The 17,115-nt window shown below is 73.1% G+C and carries 18 protein-coding genes; 10 read left to right on the top strand and 8 right to left on the bottom strand.

The window, feature by feature from the left end; all coding sequences use genetic code 11:
* Nucleotides 1–106 precede the first annotated feature (106 nt).
* Nucleotides 107–1,327 (top strand): amidohydrolase family protein, encoded by a 1,221-nt coding sequence (locus tag M4D82_RS19275; RefSeq protein WP_249767230.1) that lies wholly within the window; start codon nucleotides 107–109, stop codon nucleotides 1,325–1,327.
* A 137-nt stretch (nucleotides 1,328–1,464) separates the two neighbouring features.
* The gene (locus M4D82_RS19280) at nucleotides 1,465–2,277 is read left to right on the top strand and encodes a trypsin-like serine peptidase (RefSeq protein ID WP_249767231.1); all 813 of its coding nucleotides are present in this window, start codon (nucleotides 1,465–1,467) and stop codon (nucleotides 2,275–2,277) included.
* 37 nt (nucleotides 2,278–2,314) lie between these two features.
* Here the strand turns inward: M4D82_RS19280 and M4D82_RS19285 are convergent, their stop codons facing one another.
* From M4D82_RS19285 to M4D82_RS19310, 6 genes are all read right to left on the bottom strand, one after another.
* The gene (locus M4D82_RS19285; RefSeq protein WP_249767232.1) at nucleotides 2,315–2,722 is read right to left on the bottom strand and encodes a DUF4440 domain-containing protein; all 408 of its coding nucleotides are present in this window, start codon (nucleotides 2,720–2,722) and stop codon (nucleotides 2,315–2,317) included.
* Nucleotides 2,723–2,761: 39 nt separating this feature from the next.
* Complete coding sequence (locus M4D82_RS19290; RefSeq protein WP_249767233.1) at nucleotides 2,762–3,172, bottom strand: NUDIX hydrolase; 411 nt, start codon at nucleotides 3,170–3,172, stop codon at nucleotides 2,762–2,764.
* Between the two features lie 126 nt (nucleotides 3,173–3,298).
* Entirely contained in the window at nucleotides 3,299–4,450 is a 1,152-nt protein-coding gene (locus tag M4D82_RS19295) for an ABC transporter permease (RefSeq protein ID WP_249771958.1), read from the bottom strand.
* A 110-nt stretch (nucleotides 4,451–4,560) separates the two neighbouring features.
* Nucleotides 4,561–5,253 (bottom strand): ABC transporter ATP-binding protein, encoded by a 693-nt coding sequence (locus M4D82_RS19300; RefSeq protein WP_249771960.1) that lies wholly within the window; start codon nucleotides 5,251–5,253, stop codon nucleotides 4,561–4,563.
* Between the two features lie 32 nt (nucleotides 5,254–5,285).
* On the bottom strand, nucleotides 5,286–6,512 hold the full coding sequence (locus M4D82_RS19305) for a peptidoglycan-binding protein (protein ID WP_249767234.1): 1,227 nt from the start codon (nucleotides 6,510–6,512) through the stop codon (nucleotides 5,286–5,288).
* Nucleotides 6,497–6,964: a hypothetical protein gene (locus M4D82_RS19310; RefSeq protein WP_249767235.1), complete on the bottom strand. Its 468-nt coding sequence runs from the start codon at nucleotides 6,962–6,964 to the stop codon at nucleotides 6,497–6,499. The genes M4D82_RS19305 and M4D82_RS19310 overlap by 16 nt, the downstream gene beginning before the upstream one ends.
* Before the next feature lie 89 nt (nucleotides 6,965–7,053).
* On the opposite strand from M4D82_RS19310, the gene M4D82_RS19315 reads away from it, so the two are divergent.
* From M4D82_RS19315 to M4D82_RS19325, 3 genes are read left to right on the top strand one after another with little or no spacing between them, the layout of a single operon-like run.
* Entirely contained in the window at nucleotides 7,054–7,779 is a 726-nt protein-coding gene (locus tag M4D82_RS19315) for a response regulator transcription factor (RefSeq protein WP_249767236.1), read from the top strand.
* Nucleotides 7,776–9,095, top strand: a complete 1,320-nt coding sequence (locus M4D82_RS19320; RefSeq protein WP_249767237.1) for an ATP-binding protein — start codon at nucleotides 7,776–7,778, stop codon at nucleotides 9,093–9,095. Before M4D82_RS19315 ends, M4D82_RS19320 begins: the two co-directional genes overlap by 4 nt.
* 15 nt (nucleotides 9,096–9,110) lie before the next feature.
* On the top strand, nucleotides 9,111–9,947 hold the full coding sequence (locus M4D82_RS19325; RefSeq protein WP_249767238.1) for a hypothetical protein: 837 nt from the start codon (nucleotides 9,111–9,113) through the stop codon (nucleotides 9,945–9,947).
* Between the two features lie 22 nt (nucleotides 9,948–9,969).
* Here M4D82_RS19325 and M4D82_RS19330 read toward each other — a convergent pair whose 3' ends face one another.
* Both M4D82_RS19330 and M4D82_RS19335 read right to left on the bottom strand, forming a co-directional pair.
* The gene (locus M4D82_RS19330; RefSeq protein WP_249767239.1) at nucleotides 9,970–10,362 is read right to left on the bottom strand and encodes a type II toxin-antitoxin system VapC family toxin; all 393 of its coding nucleotides are present in this window, start codon (nucleotides 10,360–10,362) and stop codon (nucleotides 9,970–9,972) included.
* Nucleotides 10,359–10,631, bottom strand: a complete 273-nt coding sequence (locus M4D82_RS19335; RefSeq protein WP_249767240.1) for a hypothetical protein — start codon at nucleotides 10,629–10,631, stop codon at nucleotides 10,359–10,361. Before M4D82_RS19335 ends, M4D82_RS19330 begins: the two co-directional genes overlap by 4 nt.
* Before the next feature lie 178 nt (nucleotides 10,632–10,809).
* Here M4D82_RS19335 and M4D82_RS19340 point away from each other — a divergent pair, with 178 nt between their 5' ends.
* The 5 genes from M4D82_RS19340 to M4D82_RS19360 all read left to right on the top strand — a co-directional run bounded on the left by M4D82_RS19340 (nucleotide 10,810) and on the right by M4D82_RS19360 (nucleotide 17,053).
* The gene (locus M4D82_RS19340) at nucleotides 10,810–11,757 is read left to right on the top strand and encodes an LLM class F420-dependent oxidoreductase (protein ID WP_249767241.1); all 948 of its coding nucleotides are present in this window, start codon (nucleotides 10,810–10,812) and stop codon (nucleotides 11,755–11,757) included.
* A 13-nt stretch (nucleotides 11,758–11,770) separates the two neighbouring features.
* Entirely contained in the window at nucleotides 11,771–12,556 is a 786-nt protein-coding gene (locus M4D82_RS19345; protein ID WP_249767242.1) for an SDR family NAD(P)-dependent oxidoreductase, read from the top strand.
* Nucleotides 12,557–12,650: 94 nt separating this feature from the next.
* Nucleotides 12,651–13,772, top strand: a complete 1,122-nt coding sequence (locus M4D82_RS19350; protein WP_249771962.1) for an LLM class flavin-dependent oxidoreductase — start codon at nucleotides 12,651–12,653, stop codon at nucleotides 13,770–13,772.
* Between the two features lie 72 nt (nucleotides 13,773–13,844).
* Entirely contained in the window at nucleotides 13,845–15,584 is a 1,740-nt protein-coding gene (locus M4D82_RS19355) for an N-acyl-D-amino-acid deacylase family protein (protein ID WP_249767243.1), read from the top strand.
* Nucleotides 15,581–17,053 carry an aldehyde dehydrogenase family protein gene (locus tag M4D82_RS19360; RefSeq protein ID WP_249767244.1) on the top strand — a complete coding sequence of 491 codons (1,473 nt, stop codon included), beginning with the start codon at nucleotides 15,581–15,583 and terminating at the stop codon, nucleotides 17,051–17,053. The genes M4D82_RS19355 and M4D82_RS19360 overlap by 4 nt, the downstream gene beginning before the upstream one ends.
* Nucleotides 17,054–17,115: the final 62 nt, after the last annotated feature.

Below are 17,115 nucleotides of genomic sequence, written 5' to 3' on the forward strand. Positions count from 1 at the left end.
TGCGCGTACAAGTCAGCCCGCGGCGGAGTGATCGCTTCCCCGTGCCGGCGGGTGACTACCGTACAAATAGCTGACGGTTCGTCAGATCGGCGCTACCGTGAAAGCCATGGAGACTTTCCCGAAGATCATCTCGGTGGACGACCACACGGTCGAGCCGCCCCACGTCTGGCGGGACCGGCTCCCGTCCCGCTACCGCGACATCGGCCCCCGGATCGTCCGCGCCCCCCTGAAGGAAATGACCTTCCTCGGCGGGAAGTTCGCCCCCGTCATGGGCGCGCCGGGCGACGACGGCCCCATCGGGGACTGGTGGGTGTACGAGGACCTGCACCGGCCGCTCACCCGCCTCGACACCGCCGTGGGGTACGACCGTGACGAGATCAAGCTGGAAGTCATCACCTACGAGCAGATGCGCCCCGGATCCTTTTCGGTTCCCGAGCGCCTCGCCGACATGGACGTCAACCACGTCCAGTCGGCGCTCTGCTTCCCCACCTTCCCCCGCTTCTGCGGCCAGACCTTCACCGAGGCCAAGGACCGCGAACTCGGGCTGCTCGGCATACGCGCCTACAACGACTGGATGGTCGAGGAATGGTGCGGCCCCGACGCCCGGGGCCGCCTGATCCCCCTCACCCTCATTCCGCTCTGGGACGCCCACCTCGCCGCCGCCGAGGTCCGCCGCAACGCCGCCCGGGGCGTGCGCGCCGTCGCCTTCTCCGAGATCCCGCCGCACCTGGGTCTGCCGTCCATCCACACCGACGCGTGGGACCCCTTCCTCCAGGCCTGCGACGAGACCGGCACGGTCATCGCCATGCACATCGGTTCCTCGTCGCGGATGCCCTCCACCTCGGCCGACGCCCCGCCCGCCGTCGGCTCCACCATCACCTTCGCCAACTGCTGCTTCTCGATGGTCGACTGGCTGATGAGCGGCAAGTTCGAACGCTTCCCCAACCTGCGGATCATGTACGCCGAGGGGCAGATCGGCTGGATCCCCTACATCCTGGAGCGCGCGAACGTGGTCTGGGAGGAGAACCGCGGCTGGGGCGGCGTCGCCGACAAGGTCCTGCGCCCGCCGTCCGAGCTGTTCGCCGAGCACGTCTTCGGCTGCTTCTTCGACGACGCGTTCGGCCTGAAGAACCTCGACGCCATCGGCGTGGGCAACGTCCTCTACGAGACGGACTACCCCCACTCGGACTCCACCTGGCCCACATCCCGCCAGGTCGGCGAGGCCCAGATGGGCCACCTGCCCCCGGACGTGATCGACCGCATCGTCCGCGGCAACGCCATAGACCTCCTGTCCCTCACCCCGGAAGGCCTCTGGCCGGGCGCGTGACGCCGCGCTGCGCGAACGCCCCACCCCGGCCCCCCGGCACCGGCCCCCGGCACCGGCCTTGCGGCGCGGGGTGTCGGCGGGGCATGCTCGCCGGGGCGATCCGGGGAGGGATCATGGCGGTGGACAGGCGGAACGTGGTGACTACGGTGCTGTGCGCCGTGGCGGCGCTGGGGGCTTCGGCGGCGGTGGCCGAGCTGGTGCCGCCGCCCGAGGGGGCCGCTCCCGCGCGGGCCAAGGCCGCCGCGCCCGAGGCCACGCCGGGCACCCCGTCGAGGTCGGGGGCGCCCAAGCCGCAGCTCGCCACGCCGCTCCCGTCGCCCGTCACCCCCCAGCCCGGCGGGCCCGCCGCCTTCACCGGGGCCCTGTTCACCGGCGGCCTGGACGGCGACCACTTCTGCACGGCCACCGTCGTACGCAGCCCCGGCAAGGACCTCATCATCACCGCCGGCCACTGCCTGCTCGCCGGCGACCAGTCCCGCGGCGGCGCCGTCTTCGTGCCCGCGTACGCCAACGGCGTCGCCCCGTACGGCACCTGGAAGCTCGAAGAGGTCTACGAGGACGACCGCTGGGCGGAGGACACCGACGACGACTACGACCTCGCCTTCGCCCGCCTCGCCCCCGACGACCAGGGCCGCCGGATCGAGGAGGTCACCGGCGCCGCCGCCCTGGACACCTCGGGCCGCGCCGGCGAGGAGGTCACGGTGACGGGCTACCCCGCCGACCGGAAGGTCCCCCGTACCTGCACGGCGGTCTCCGTACGGGTGAGCGCGACCGAGCAGCGCTTCGACTGCGACGACTTCCCGGGCGGCACCAGCGGCAGCGCCTGGATCGGCCGCGACGGGAAGATCATCGGCATCCTGACCGGCGGCGACACCGACGACGTGTCGACGAGCACGGTGCTGGGCCAGTACGCGTCCCGGCTCTACGCGAAGGCCACCATCGGGCGGTGAAGCGCCGGTCGGCGGGCAGGCGGGCGGGCGGCGGCGCTCAGGACGCGTCGTCGTCGTACCAGGAGAAGGCCGTGATCCGCCAGCCGTCCGGGGTACGGACGAACTGGATGGTCTTCGTCCCGCCGCCCTCGAACGGCTCGCCGTCCAGGATCCCCGCCTTGCGGTACCGGCCGAACCGCGAGGCGATGTCGCCGGTGATCTCGGTGCGCTCCGAGGTCTCCCACTCGGCGAACCCGACCAGCCGGCCGCCGTTCAGCAGCTCCTCGCGCGGCGCGATGAACTCGTCCACGGTGTACGCGGTGAACTGCGGGCCCGTCTTGACGATCAGGCCACCGGGCAGCAGCAGCCGGCGCAGCCGGTCCAGGTCGGCGCCCTTGCCGTCCCGGTTGTCGAAAGCGGCGAAGAACTCGGCGGTCAGGGTGTCTATTTCGGCCTTGGACGACATGCCGCGACTCTAACACCCGTCTCGCTGCGGCAAGTTGGGCTAGATGACCAGGCCCAAGTGGACGGGTTCCGTCCGGGATTCGGCCAGGAGGGCCGGCAGGCGCGGGGGCCACAGGGGTTCGCCCAGGGTGGCCAGGCGTCGAGGGGAGAGCCACTGCCAGTGGATGCCGGGGGCTTCGAGCGTCGGCTCGCGGTGCGGGCCGGTGGTGACGTAGATGTGCTCGTGCTGGCGGACCGGGACGCCCTGGTGGGTGAAGTCGTGCTCCCACGTGCACAGCAGGCGCCGCGGCTCCAGGTCGGTCCAGCCGGTCTCCTCGCGCAGCTCGCGCCGCACGCACTCCTCGGGGGTCTCGCCGGGGTCGATCCCGCCGCCCGGGGGCAGCCAGTGGATGCCGACCTCGATGTTGTCCTCCCGGAACAGGAACACCGATCCGTCGGGGGACTGGATCACAACGCGGGCTGCCTGACGTGGAGTTCTCCTCATCATCGCAGGGTACGTCGGTCCGCCGCGCCGGCGGGAGAGGGGCGTCCCCCCTCCCGCCGACGACCGTGCACCGCCGACACGACCGCCCGCGTCCTACGCCGCCGCCAGCGCCAGCGTCGGGGACAGGCGGGCCGCGCGCACCGCCGGGTAGAGGCCGGCCAGGGTGCCGATGGCCAGGGTGGCCGCGAAGCCGCCCGCCACCGCCCACGGCGGGACCACCCAGGGCAGGCCGCCGACCCGGGCGTAGACCCCCGTCGCCGCGCCGCCCAGCAGGACGCCCGCGATCCCGCCCAGCCCGGACAGGAGCAGCGACTCGGTGACGAACTGGATCCGGATCTGCCCCTTCGTGGCGCCGAGCGAGCGGCGCAGCCCGATCTCGTGCCGCCGCTCCAACACCGAGATGATCATGGTGTTGGCGACCCCGACCCCGCCCACCAGGAGGGCGATCCCGCCCAGCCCGAGCAGCAGCGTGCTGAACGCGCCCTCCGTGGCCGCCTTCGCCTGGAGCGCCGCCGACGGGTCGCTCACCGAGACGGCGCTCGGAGTGGCCGGGTTGGCCGTCCGCGCCAGGAGGGCCCGTACGTCCGCCACCCGGTCGTCCGCCGAGCGCTCGTACACGGCCGTCGGGTGGCCGTCGAAGCCCAGCAGCCCTTCGGCCGCCTCCCAGCCGACCAGCGCCGCGCGTTCGATCTCCGGAGCGAGCGGGATCGGGTCGAGGATGCCCGTCACCGTGAAGTAGCGGCCGCCCACGAACACCTGCTGGCCCGGAGTCGTGATGCCGAGGCGCTGCGCGGCGACGTGCCCGAGCACCACGGAGGGGTAGCGTCCGGTGGCCCCGTTCAGCCAGGCGCCGCTGCGGAGGCCGGCGCGCAGCGTGCCGAGCAGGTCGTCCTTGACGGCCTTGACGACGATGCCGCCCGTCTCCGCCTTCGGGATGTTCTCGGAGCGGCGTACGGAGACCGGGACGTCGCCGGTCGTACCGATCGAGCGGACGCCCTCGATCCGGGAGATCATCCCGGGGGCCTCGTTCGGGAGCCGGGTGTCCTGGCCGCTGAACAGGGCCTGGCCGGGGGTGACCACCAGCATGTTCGTGCCCAGCTCGTCGAGTTCGCGCAGCAGCTTGGCCTGGCTGGACGAGGAGATCCCGACCACCGCGATCATCGTCGCGATGCCGATCGCGATCCCGAGCGCGGACAGGAACACCCGCGCGGGGCGCGAGCGCAGCCCCGCCGAGCCGGCGTGCAGGACGTCGCGGGGGGAGAGCCGGGGCGGGGCGAGGCCTCGCGCACGGCGCCGTGTCCGGGGCGGCGTACGGGGGCCCGTACGGGGGCCCGTACCCCCGGCGAACTCCCGGCTCACGACGCCTCCGCCTCGGGGCGGTTCCACACGTCCGCCACGATCAGGCCGTCGCGGATGCGGACCTGCCGGGGCAGGCTCGACGCGATGTCCTGATCGTGGGTGATCACGGCGATGGTGGCTCCGGCCCCGTCGTCGTTCAACTCGTGCAGCAGTTCCATCACCGACCGCCCTGAGGCCGTGTCCAGGGCCCCGGTCGGCTCGTCGGCCAGCAGCAGGTCCGGCTCGCCCGCGACCGCGCGGGCGATCGCCACCCGCTGTTTCTGGCCGCCCGACAGCTCGTGCGGCCGGTGCTCCAGCCGGTCGCCCAGCCCCACCCGCTCCAGGGCACGGGCGGCCCGCCGGCCGCGCTCGGCGCGGGAGAGCCCCGAGTACAGCAGGCCTTCGGCGACGTTCGCGCGGGCGCTGAGCCCCGGCACCAAGTGGAAGGACTGGAAGACGAAGCCGACGTGGCGCGAGCGCAGCGCCGACAGGGCCCGGTCGGAGAGCGTGGCGACGTCGTGGCCGGCGATGCGGACGTCGCCGGCGCTCGGCCGGTCCAGGGTGCCGACGATGTGCAGCAGCGTGGACTTCCCGGATCCCGACGGGCCGACGATGGCCAGCAGTTCCCCGCTCAGCACGGTCAGGTCGACCCCGCGCAGGGCCGCGACCCCGCCGGGGTACTCCTTGGTGACCCCGGCCAGCTCGATCACAGCATTCGTCGAGGTCACAGCATTCGTCGAGGTCACAGCTTCGGCACCCCCACCCGCATGCCCTCCTTCAGGTCACCGCCGGTCACCTCGACCCGGCCGTTGCCGAACATGCCGAGCCGGACGGGCACCTCGCGGGCCCGGCCGTCCTCCACCACCTGGACGCCGAAGCCGCCGCCGGGCAGCGCGAGGAGCGCGCCCACCGGGACGGACAGCACCCCGGTGCGGGTCTCGCCGGTGAGGTTCACCGAGACGGGCGCCTGGTCGGGGCCCTTGACCTCGGCGGGCCGGTCGAAGACGACGCCGACCTCGACCTCTGCCTTCTTGTCGCCGCCGCCTCCGCCCCCTCCGGCGCCTCCCGCGCCGCCTTGGTCGTCCGCGCCGCCCGAGCCGCCCGAGCCGCCCACCGAGTCGACGCGGCCGGGCGCGGTGGATCCGTCCGGCAGTCGGACCGTCACCTTGTCGCCGGTCCGCGCCGCGCCCGCCTTCGCCGCCTCCAACCGGAAGCGGACGACGCGCTCGGTGCCGGTCACCGTCAGCACCGGCTTGCCCGGCCCCGGCTCGTCGCCGACCGCCGCGTCACCGCGCTTGACCCGCTGCGGGCCCGACGCGAAGGCGATGTCGTCCTTGGCCACCTCGCCCGTCTCCGGCGCCTTGTGCGCCTTCTGCCACCGCTTGACGGCCGCCGTCGTGCCCGCCGTGAAAGTGGGGTCCTCGGCGTCCAGGCCGGTGCCGTACCCGAGGGCCACCAGGTTCCGCTTGAGCTGCCTGACGTCCTCGCCCTTGTCGCCGGCCTTCATCGGCCGGTACACGGGGGTGCTCCCGTACATCAGGCGCACCGGCTTGCCGTTGACCTCGTAGAGCTTCCCGTCCCGTTCGACGGCCGCGCCCTCCGCCGCGATCCAGGTGAGGACGCCGGGGCCCGGAGCGCCGAGCTTGCGCTCCCGGGCGTAGCCGAGGGTGCCGTCGACCTGGATCCCGGCGCTGAGGTCGCCGCGCTGGACCGGGGCCGTCTCGGGCGGCAGGCCGTCGGAGCGCTGCCGGCCCTTGGCGTCGTCGGGGGGCGGGGCGAGGAGGGCGTAGCCGCCGCCCGAGACGGCGAGTGCGGCGGCCAGCGCGGCGAGCACCCACCGGCCGCGCCGACGGCGGGGGGCGGGGGCCGCGTGGGGCTCGCGGGCGGGCTCGGGGGCCGCGTACGGTTCCGGGCCCGCGTACGGCTGCGTACCGCTGTCGTCCGCGCCGGCCATCAGGCCGCTTCGCACTTCTTCTGGGCCTCCTCGAAGGCCTTCTCCTGCCCCTTGGGGATCTCGACGGCGGACTTCATGCCGCCGTTGTACTCGGGGTCCTTGAGGTCCACGCCGTTCTCGCGCATGCACCGGATCCAGAGCAGCTCCTTGTCCTTCTGCTCCTGCGTCGGCCCCTCGCCGGAACCGGTGGACATGCCGCAGGCCTTCATCGCCTCCTGCATCTTCTGCGGGTCAACGCCGCCGCCCACCGTCATGGCCCTCGGGTCCTGGCCCGGTGCGGGGTCGGGGGCGTCGATGCCGTGCTCGCGCAGGCACTTGCGCATCTTCACCGCGTTGTCGGCGACGTTGCCCTCGCCGCCGCCGGTGCCGCCGTCCTTGCCGCTGCCGGCGCCGTTCGTACAGGCGGTGACGAGGAGGGCCAGCCCGGTCAGGGCGGCGGCCGTGGTCATGGTCAGGGATCGCTTCATGGGCCCGAGCGTGCGGGAAAGGGGGATTTCGCTTCCCTCTCGGCTTCCGCTTACGGCGACGAAATGTCCTCGTCCTGTAGAGAGGGCGGATGCGAGTGCTGGTGGTGGAGGACGAAGAGTTCCTCCGGGAGATGATCGCCGAGGGGTTGCGCCGCGACGCGCTGGCCGTCGACGAGGCGGGGGACGGCCCGGAGGCGCTGCGCCGGCTGCGCCTGGGCGAGTACGACGTCCTCGTCCTCGACCGGGACCTGCCCGGCCTGCACGGCGACGAGGTCTGCCGGCAGGTGGTCCGCGAGCGGCTGCGCACGCGCGTGCTGATGCTGACGGCCTCCGGCACGGTACGGGACCGGGTGGAGGGGCTCGGGATCGGCGCCGACGACTACCTCACCAAGCCCTTCGCCTACGACGAACTCCTCGCCCGCGTCCTCGCGCTGGGCCGGCGCGCCCACCCCGCCCTGCCGCCGGTACTGGAACGCGCCGGGATCGCCCTCGACACCGCGCGCCGCACCGCCGCGCGGGACGGCCGGCGCCTGGCCCTGTCGCGCAAGGAGTTCGCCGTCCTGGAGGCGCTGCTGCGGGCCGAGGGCGCGGTGCTGAGCAGCGACGACCTGGTGGAGCAGGTGTGGGAGGACGGCACGGGCTACCGCACGAACGCGGTACGGGTCACCCTCAGCAAGCTCCGCGCCAAGCTGGGCGAGCCCCCGCTGATCGAGACGATCCCCGGCTCCGGCTACCGCATCCCGGCCACGGCCGCCGCCCCGGACGCCGCCCCCGGGGCCACCGACGCCGGCCCGTCGGGCGGGGATTCGCGGTGAGGGCGGTGCTTCGCTCGGAGCGGGCGCGGCTCACCGCGCTCTACGGCGCCCTGCTGGTCCTCGCCGGCGGGGGCCTCGTCGCGCTGGTCAACGTACTGCTGCGCGAGCAGCTCTACGCCCGCATCAGCGGGGCCGTCACCACCGTCATGCCGGGCCTGCCCGTCGACGCCGGCGGCCACGCCCGACCCACCCCCGCCACGCCGGCCCCGACCCCGGGCGGTGGCATGTCCTTCGCCCCGGCCGAGAAGCTGCCGCCGGGAGCCACGCCCTCTCCCGAGCTGCTCGACCGGTGGAGCACCACCCGCAACCTCTCCACCGCCGTCGAGCAGGCCGCCGTACGGGAACTGACGCTCGTCTCCCTCATCGCCCTCGCGGTGTTCGCCGTGGTGTCGGTCTGGCTGGCCTGGTGGATGGCGGGCCGCGTGCTGCGCCCCGTCGGGGTGATCACCGAGACCGCGCGGCGGCTGTCGGCGGCGAACCTGCACGAGCGGATCGCCCTGAAGGCCCCGCCCGGCGAGCTGAAGCGGCTGGCCGACACCTTCGACGGGATGCTCGACCGGATGGAGGACCTGGTCGGGGCGCAGCGCCGGTTCGCCGCCAACGCCGCGCACGAGCTGCGTACGCCACTCGCCGTGCAGCGGGCCGCCGCCGAGATCGGGCTCGCGGGGGAGCCGGACGCGGCGAAGGTCGCGCGGATCCGCGAGCGGCTGATCGCGGTGGCCGAGTCCAGCGAGCACCTCGTCGAGTCGCTGCTGCTGCTCGCGGTCTCCGAGGAGGGCCTGGAGTCGGCGCGCCCGGTGGACCTGGCGGCGCTGGTGGCCTCGGAGGCGGCGGCGTTCGACTCGCCGGCGGACCCGGACACCCCCACCGTCACGACCGACCTCGCCCCCCTCACGGTGCGGGGCGACGCCGCGCTCCTCGGCCATCTCGTCCGCAACCTCCTCGACAACGCCGTACGCCACAACCGGCCCGGCGGCCGTGTCCGCGTCACCACCTCCGCCGACGGCGAGCTGGGCGAGCTGACGGTGTCCAACACCGGCCCGCGCATCGACCCGCGGGAGGTACCCCGCCTCCTGGAGCCGTTCCGGCGGCGCGCGGAACGCCGGCACACGGCGGGCGAGGGCGCGGGGCTCGGCCTGTCCATCGTCGCCTCGATCGCCCGCGCGCACGGCGCGCGGCTGCGCGCCGAGGCCGGACCGGCCCCGGACGGCGGCCTGAACATCCGGCTCCGCTTCCCGCTGGAGACGGGCCGGATCGGTGCGAACGCCACCTCGGACACCGCCTCGGGCCGTTCGCCGGGAACGAAGATCGACTGAGGTACGGTCGGTGCGATGAGCAAGCACGCCCGAGCCCGCTCCCGCGGCCGTACCCGTCCGCGCTCCCGCTCGGTCGGCCGCCCGCCGCGCGCCCTGCTGGTCGTCTCCACCCTGGGGCTGCTGGCCTTCGGCGCCGGCTGGGTGCACGCCCTGCACGAGCAGCCCGGCGCCCCGACCCCGCAGACCCGTACGGACGCCCGCCCCCAGACCCCGGACCGCGCCGTGCACGCCTCCCAGCGCCCGGAAGCGCGGCGCGACCCCCGCCAGGGCCTGCCGGCAGACCTCGACGAGGCGGCCCGCGCCCGCATCCCGGCCGACTCCCGCCAGCTGGTCCTGGTCACGGGCAAGGCGAAGGACTCCTCCGAGTCCACGGTCTCCCTGTACACGCGCGCCACGCCCGGCGGCGACTGGACCCGCGCCGCGCGGTGGCCGGGCCGCAACGGCGCCAAGGGCTGGTCCACGGAGCGCGCGTACGGGGACCTGACCTCCCCGATCGGCGTGTTCTCCCTCACCGACGCGGGTGGCCGGCTGCCGGCCCCGCCCGGCACCCGGCTCCCGTACGACCGCGACGCCGCCTTCGTTCCGTCGGGCCGGGGCGTGAACGGGGAATCCCTGGCGGGCTCCTTCGACTACGTCGTGGCCATCGACTACAACCGCCGCCAGGGCGTCTCCCCCCTGGACCCGGCCAAACCGGAGGGCGAGCACAAGGGCGGCAACATCTGGCTCCACGTCGACCACGACGGCCCCTCCCAAGGCTGCGTGGGCGTCCCGAAGGAGGCGATGAAACACCTCCTCGAAACCCTCGACCCGGCAGCCAACCCCGTCATCGCCATGGGCCCCGCGCACCTCTGACCCCGTCTGGCGCCGCCCGCCGTCAGACGCCGACGACCCGGACCCGACTTCCGCACAGCGCGGCCAGGTCCTCGGGGTCCGAGGTCAGCAGGGTGACGGGCGCGGGCTGTTCGAGGGCGGTCGCCGCCACGAGGGCGTCCAACGCGTAGTTGTGCCCGTGTAGTCCAGCCGAGCCGAGCAGCCTGCTCGCGTGGCGTGCGATGGTCTCGCTCGGTGCGATGACGTTCACGCGGGAGACCGCGTAGTCGAAACGGGCCTGCTTCACCCGGGGATCACGTGCCTCGACCAGGGTGACCGAGCTGATCACCACCCGGATGTCCTCGGCTTCGGCTGCCGACAGCCACTCCAGCAGACCGCGTTCCTGCCGTACGAGCAGGGAAAGCCCCTCGCAATCGAGGACGAGCGTGCCGCTCACGCGGCGTCCGACGAGGCTGCCGTCTCGCCGCGCAGGACGGCCCGCTTCGCCTCGACGGCAGCCGGATCGGCCGGTCCGTTCACGGATTCGGAGTCCTCGATCAGCTCCCGGAGCCGGTCTCGCTCCAGCTGCCGCTGAACGAGCGCCTCGATGTACGCGGACATGCCGCGCTTGCCGGTGCGCGCCTTGAGCGCCGCGATCGTCCCCTCGTGGAGCGAGACGGACACGGGCCGGGTCGGACCCTCGCCGGGTACGGGCTCATCGGTCATGTGGCCATCGTAACAAAACTTCTGTTATTCGAGTCGCGCTCGCGCCGGCTCGGGCATCGCGTCGGCCCCCTTGCCTGACGGACCGTCAGCTACGACGATGACCCGGCACCGGTATGACGAATCGGCGGTCGGGTCGGACCGGCGCCGGACCGGCGGACGAAGGCGAGGCGGGCCCGCCATGGCACGCGTGTTTCCGGAAGGCCGACTGGTGTACGGGATGCAGCTCCCGATCCAGTCGCAGAGCACCCTCTACGCCGAACCCTGGGAGGCGGACGCCGGCGCGGCCGACCTCGCCGAGGTGGCCCGCGCCGCCGACCGGGCCGGCTTCGGCTACGTCGCCACCTGCGACCACGTGGCCATCCCGCGCCGGCTCGCCGGCGCCATGAGCACCGTCTGGTACGACCCGGTCGCCACCCTGGCCTTCCTGGCCGGGATCACCGAACGCGTCCGGCTGCTCAGCCACGTCGCGATCGTCGGCCTGCGCCACCCCCTGGTCACCGCCAAGCAGTACGCGACCCTCGACCACCTCAGCGGCGGCCGGCTGATCCTCGGGGTCGGGGCCGGTCACGTACAGGAGGAGTTCGAGGCCCTCGGTGTCGACTTCGAGCGGCGTGGGGCGGTCCTCGACGAGGCCCTGGACGCGCTGCGGGCGGCTCTCGGTCCCGAGGAGTACCCGGAGTTCGCCGGCGAGCGCTTCGCCTTCCGCGACCTCGGTCAGCTGCCGAGGCCGACGCAGGCGCGGATCCCCGTCTGGGTCGGCGGTTCCTCGCCCGCCGCCGTCCGCCGGGCCGCCGTGCGCGGCGACGGCTGGCTCCCGCAGGGCGACCCCCGCGACCGGCTCCCGACGCGGATCGCCCGCATACGCCGACTGCGCGAGGCCGCCGGCAACCCCCGTCCCGTCGAGATCGGCGCGATCACCGAGGCGCTCTACGTCGGCGAGCCGACCTGGAACACCGGCCGCCGCGCCCTCACCGGCAAGCCGGAGGCGCTCGCCGAGTCCCTACGGGAGTACCGGGCGATCGGCGTGGACCAGATCCAGGTCCGCTTCCGCAGCCGCGACCGCGCCGAACTCGTCGATCAGATCACCGCTTTCGGGGCCGAGGTGGCCCCCCTCCTCAACGATTAGGGGCTGACGGACCATGGGCAAGCTGGACGGGCGCGTCGTCGTCATCACCGGTGCGGCGCGCGGTCAGGGCGAGCAGGAGGCCCGGCTCTTCGCCGCCGAGGGCGCGAAGGTGCTGCTGGGCGACGTACTGGACGAGCAGGGGGCGGCCGTCGCCAAGGACATCGGCGAGGACCGGGCGCGCTACGTACGGCTCGACGTGAGCCGGGAGGAGGACTGGACGGCGGCGGTGGCCGCCGCGCGGGAGGCCTTCGGCCCGGTCGACGGCCTGGTCAACAACGCGGGCATCCTGCGCTTCAACGAGCTGACCGCGACCCCGCTGGAGGAGTTCCAGCAGGTGATCCAGGTCAACCAGGTCGGCGCGTTCCTCGGGATCAGGACGCTCGCCCCCGAGATCGAGGCGGCCGGCGGCGGGACCATCGTCAACACCTCCTCGTACACCGGCCTGACGGGCATGGCGTACGTCGGCTCGTACGCGGCGACCAAGGCGGCGATCCTCGGCCTGACGCGCGTGGCGGCGCTGGAGCTGGCGGGCAAGGGCATCCGGGTCAACGCCATGTGCCCCGGGGCCGTGGACACCCCCATGGCCAACCCGGGGCTGCTGGACCCGGCCGGGGTGACGGACGAGGCGCGGGAGGCGATGGCGGAGCTGTACAAGCGGGTGGTGCCCCTCGGGCGGGTGGGCCGGCCCGAGGAGATCGCGCGGCTGGCCCTCTTCCTGACCGGCGAGGACTCCTCGTACATCACGGGTCAGCCGTTCGTCGTGGACGGCGGCTGGATGGCGGGCGTCAGCATTCTCTGATGGAGCGTCAGGTATTGACGGGCCGGCCCTGCCGGTGGAACAGTCGAGCCATCAAATCTGACGACACGTCAGAAACCTAAGGACGGTGAACCCCTTGGAATTCGGGCTCTTCGTGCAGGGATACGTGCCTGAGGCGCGGTCCAAGGTCGACCCCGAGGCGGAGCACAAGGCGCTGCTCGAGGAGACCGAGTACGTCATCCAGGCCGACCAGTCCGGCTTCAAGTACGCCTGGGCCTCGGAACACCACTTCCTGGAGGAGTACTCGCACCTCTCGGCGAACGAGGTCTTCCTCGGGTACCTGGCCGCCGCGACCGAACGGATCCACCTCGGCTCCGGCATCTTCAACCCGCTGGCGCCGGTCAACCACCCGGTGAAGGTGGCCGAGAAGGTCACCATGCTCGACCACCTCTCCAAGGGCCGCTTCGAGTTCGGCACGGGGCGCGGCGCCGGCAGCCACGAGATCCTCGGCTTCATGCCCGGCATCACGGACATGAACCACACGAAGGAGATCTGGGAGGAGACCATCGCGGAGTTCCCCAAGATGTTCCTCCAGGAGGAGTACGAGGGGTTCCAGGGCAAGCACTGGTCGCTGCCGCCGCGCAAGGTCTTCCCCAAGCCGTACGGCAAGGCGCACCCGGCCATGTGGTACGCGGCCGGGTCGCCGTCCTCGTACGCGATGGCGGCGAAGAAGGGGCTCGGCGTCCTCGGCTTCAGCGTCCAGAAGGTCTCGGACATGGAATGGGTCCTGGAGCAGTACAAGACGGCGATCCAGGAGGCGAAGGCGATCGGGGCCTTCGTCAACGACAACGTGATGGTGACGTCGACGGCGATCTGCGCGGAGACGCACGACAAGGCGGTGGAGATCGCCGTCAACGCGAACATGAACCGCTTCCAGTCGCTGGTGTTCCGCTACCACGACACCTTCCCGCGGCCGGAGGCGATCCCGCAGTGGCCGGAGACCCTGCCGGAGTACAACGCGGAGATCATCGAGCTGCTCATCGCGGAGGAGCTGCTGATCTGCGGTGACCCGACGGAAGTCCGCGCCCAGTGCAAGCGGTGGGAGCAGGCGGGCGCGGACCAGCTGTCCTTCGGCCTGCCGACGGGCGTCTCGAAGGAGGACACGCTCACCACGATCAAGCTGATCGGCGAGCACGTCATCCCCCACATCGACACCGACCCCGTCCACCGCACCACCCGCTTCCGCCAGTCCGCCTGACCCGACGGGGAACCCGGGGGCCCGGGGCGACGGCGCGCGCCCCACCACGTACCGCAACGCAGAAGGGACGTCATGCTCGACCACCTGATCAAGGGCGCCACCGTCGTGGACGGCACCGGCGCCCCCGCCCGCGTGGCGGACGTCGGGATCCGGGACGGCCGCATCGCCGTCATCGCGGAGCCCGGCGGCATCGCCGAAGAGGCCCGCACCGGCGAGGACGCGCACGGCCTCGTCCTGACCCCGGGGTTCATCGACCCGCACACCCACTACGACGCCCAACTCTTCTGGGACCCCTACGCCACCCCCTCCATGAACCACGGCGTCACCACCGTCGCCGGCGGCAACTGCGGCTTCACCCTCGCCCCGCTCAACCCGGCCCGTCCGGAAGACGCCGACTACACGCGCCGCATGATGAGCAAGGTCGAGGGCATGGCCCTCAAGGCCCTCGAAGAGGGCGTCGACTGGACCTGGTCCACCTTCGGCGAATACCTCGACGCCCTCGAAGGCCGCATCGCCGTCAACGCCGGCTTCATGGTCGGCCACTGCGCGCTGCGCCGCCACGTCATGGGCGAGGACGCCGTCGGCGGACAGCCCACCCCCGAGCAGCTCCAACAGATGCTCGACCTCCTCCACGACGCCATGGACGCCGGCGCCTGGGGCCTGTCCACCACCCAGTCCTCGACCCACTCCGACGGCGCCGGCGCCCCCGTCGCCTCCCGCCACGCCAGGCCCGCCGAACTCCTCGCCCTCTCCCGGGCCGTCTCCGAACACGAGGGCACCCAGCTCGAAGCGATCGTCGCGGGCTGCCTCGACCAGTTCTCCGACGAGGAGATCGACCTCTTCGTCGACATGAGCGCCGCCGCCGGCCGCCCCCTCAACTGGAACGTCCTCACCATCGACGCCGCCGTCCCCGAACGCGTCCCGCGCCAGCTCGTCCCGAGCGAACGCGCCCGCAAGGCCGGCGGCCGCATCGTCGCGCTGACGATGCCGATCCTCACCCCCATGAACATGTCACTCGGCACGTTCTGCGCCCTCAACCTCATACCGGGCTGGGGCGACATCCTCGGCCTGCCCGTCCCCGAACGGATCGCGAAGCTCCGCGACGCCGACGTGCGGGCCGAGATGCTGCGCCGCGCCGACAGCAAGGAGGCCGGCGTCTTCCGTCGCCTCGCCGACTTCGGGCGCTACGTCATCGGGGACACGTACAGCAAGGAGAACGAGGGCCTCTCCGGCCGCGTCGTGAACGACATCGCGGCCGAGCGCGGCCAGGACCCGTTCCGGTGCCTCGTCGAGATCTGCGCCCACGACGACCTGCGCACCGTGCTCTGGCCCATGCCGACCGACAACGACCCCGCCAGCTGGGCGCTGCGCGCCGAGACCTGGCAGCACGAGGACGTCATGCTCGGCGGCTCCGACGCCGGCGCGCACCTGGACCGGATGTGCGGGGCCCCGTACACGACCCGCTTCCTCGGCGACTGCCTGCGCGGTCGCAGGCTCGTACCGCTGGAGCGGGCCGTGAAGATGCTGACCGACGACCCGGCCCAACTGTTCGGGCTGCGCGATCGCGGCCGGATCGCCGAGGGCTACCACGCGGACCTCGTCCTGTTCGACCCCGAGCGCATCGAGGCCGGCCCCGCGACCCTGGTCCACGACCTGCCGGGCGACAGCCCACGGCTGGACGCGCGGGCGATCGGGATCGTCTCCGTACGGGTCAACGGCGTGGAGACCGTCCGCGACGACGAGGTGACGGGCGCGATCCCCGGGATCGTGCTGCGGTCGGGACGGGACACGAGGACGGTGAGCACGCGATGAGCGAGCCCGTGCGGCAGCGGCTGTACATCGGCGGGGAGTGGGTCGAGCCGGACGGCGGCCACTACGAGGTGATCAACCCGGCCGACGAGTCGGTGGTCGGGCTCGCCCCCGAGGCCTCGCGCGCCCAGGTCGAGGAGGCGGCCCGCGCCGCCGCCGAGGCCTTCGGTACGTGGTCCCGTACGACGCCCGAGGCGCGCGCGGCGATCCTGGACCGGGCCGCCGACATCATGCAGCGCGAGTTCGAGCCGTGGGCGGAGCTGGCACGGGCCGAGACGGGTGCCCCGACCGGCATCGCGCGCGGAATGCAGGTCGGCGTCGGGGTGTCCCGCTTCCGCCGGTACGCGAAGGGAGCCCTGGAACCGGTCGAGCGGGGCCTTCCGCCGCAGGTCACCGACGCGGGGCCGATGGGGAAGGCGTCCGTCCTGGGCGCGCTGGAGGTGCGCCAGCCGGTCGGGGTCGTCACGTGCGTGACCTCGTACAACAACCCGTGGGCGAACCCGGCGGGCAAGGTCGCCCCGGCCCTGGCCATGGGCAACACCGTGGTCGTCAAGCCGGCCCCGCAGGATCCGCTGTCGGTGTTCAAGATGGCCGAGGCCCTGCACGAGGCGGGCGTCCCGACCGGGGTGGTGAACGTGGTCTCGGGGGCCTCGGTCGAGGTCGGCGAGGCGGCGGTGGACTCCCCGTACGTGGACATGGTGTCCTTCACCGGCTCGACGGCGGTGGGGCAGCGCATCGCCGAGGTGTGCGGGCGCGGCATGAAGCGGCAGCTGATGGAGCTGGGCGGCAAGGGCGCGGCGCTGGTCCTGGAGGACGCCGACCTCGACGCGGCCGTCCTGGGCATCGGCACCACCTTCTCCTTCTACAGCGGCCAGATCTGCACCGCCCCGACGCGGGTGATCGTCCACCGCTCGGTGTACGGGGCGCTGCTGGAGAAGCTGACCGGCTACCTGGCCTTCATGAAGGTCGGCGACCCGGCGGAGCGCGGCACGGTGGTCGGCCCGGTGATCTCGGCCGCGCACCGCGACCGCGTGGAGTCGTACGTGGAGCTGGGGAGGAAGGAGGGCGCCCGGATCGCGTACGGCGGCGAGCGCCCGGCGGTCGGCGACGGCCGCGGCTTCTACGTGGCGCCGACGCTGCTGGTCGACTGCACGAACGACATGCGCGTGGTCCGGGAGGAGATCTTCGGGCCGGTGGTGGTCGTGGTCCCGTACGACGGGGACGACGAGGAGGCGGTCCGGCTGGCCAACGACAGCGACTTCGGTCTGCTGAGCTACGTGTGGTCCGGCGACCCGGCGCGCGCCTTCCGGGTGGCGCGGCGCCTGCGGGCGGGCGGGGTCGGCGTGAACACGATCGGCCGGAACATGGAGGCCCCGTTCGGCGGCTTCAAGCGCAGCGGGGTGGGTCGGGACGTGGGCTCGTACGCGCTGCACGCGTACAGCGAGATCCAGTCGATCGTCTGGACGACGTAGGGGAGGAGGCCGCGGAGGAGGGCGCCGCCGCCGGCCGAAAACTCACACGGGAAAGTTTGGAA

Origin of the sequence: Streptomyces sp. RerS4, assembly GCF_023515955.1 — a bacterium.
GTDB lineage: Bacteria > Actinomycetota > Actinomycetes > Streptomycetales > Streptomycetaceae > Streptomyces.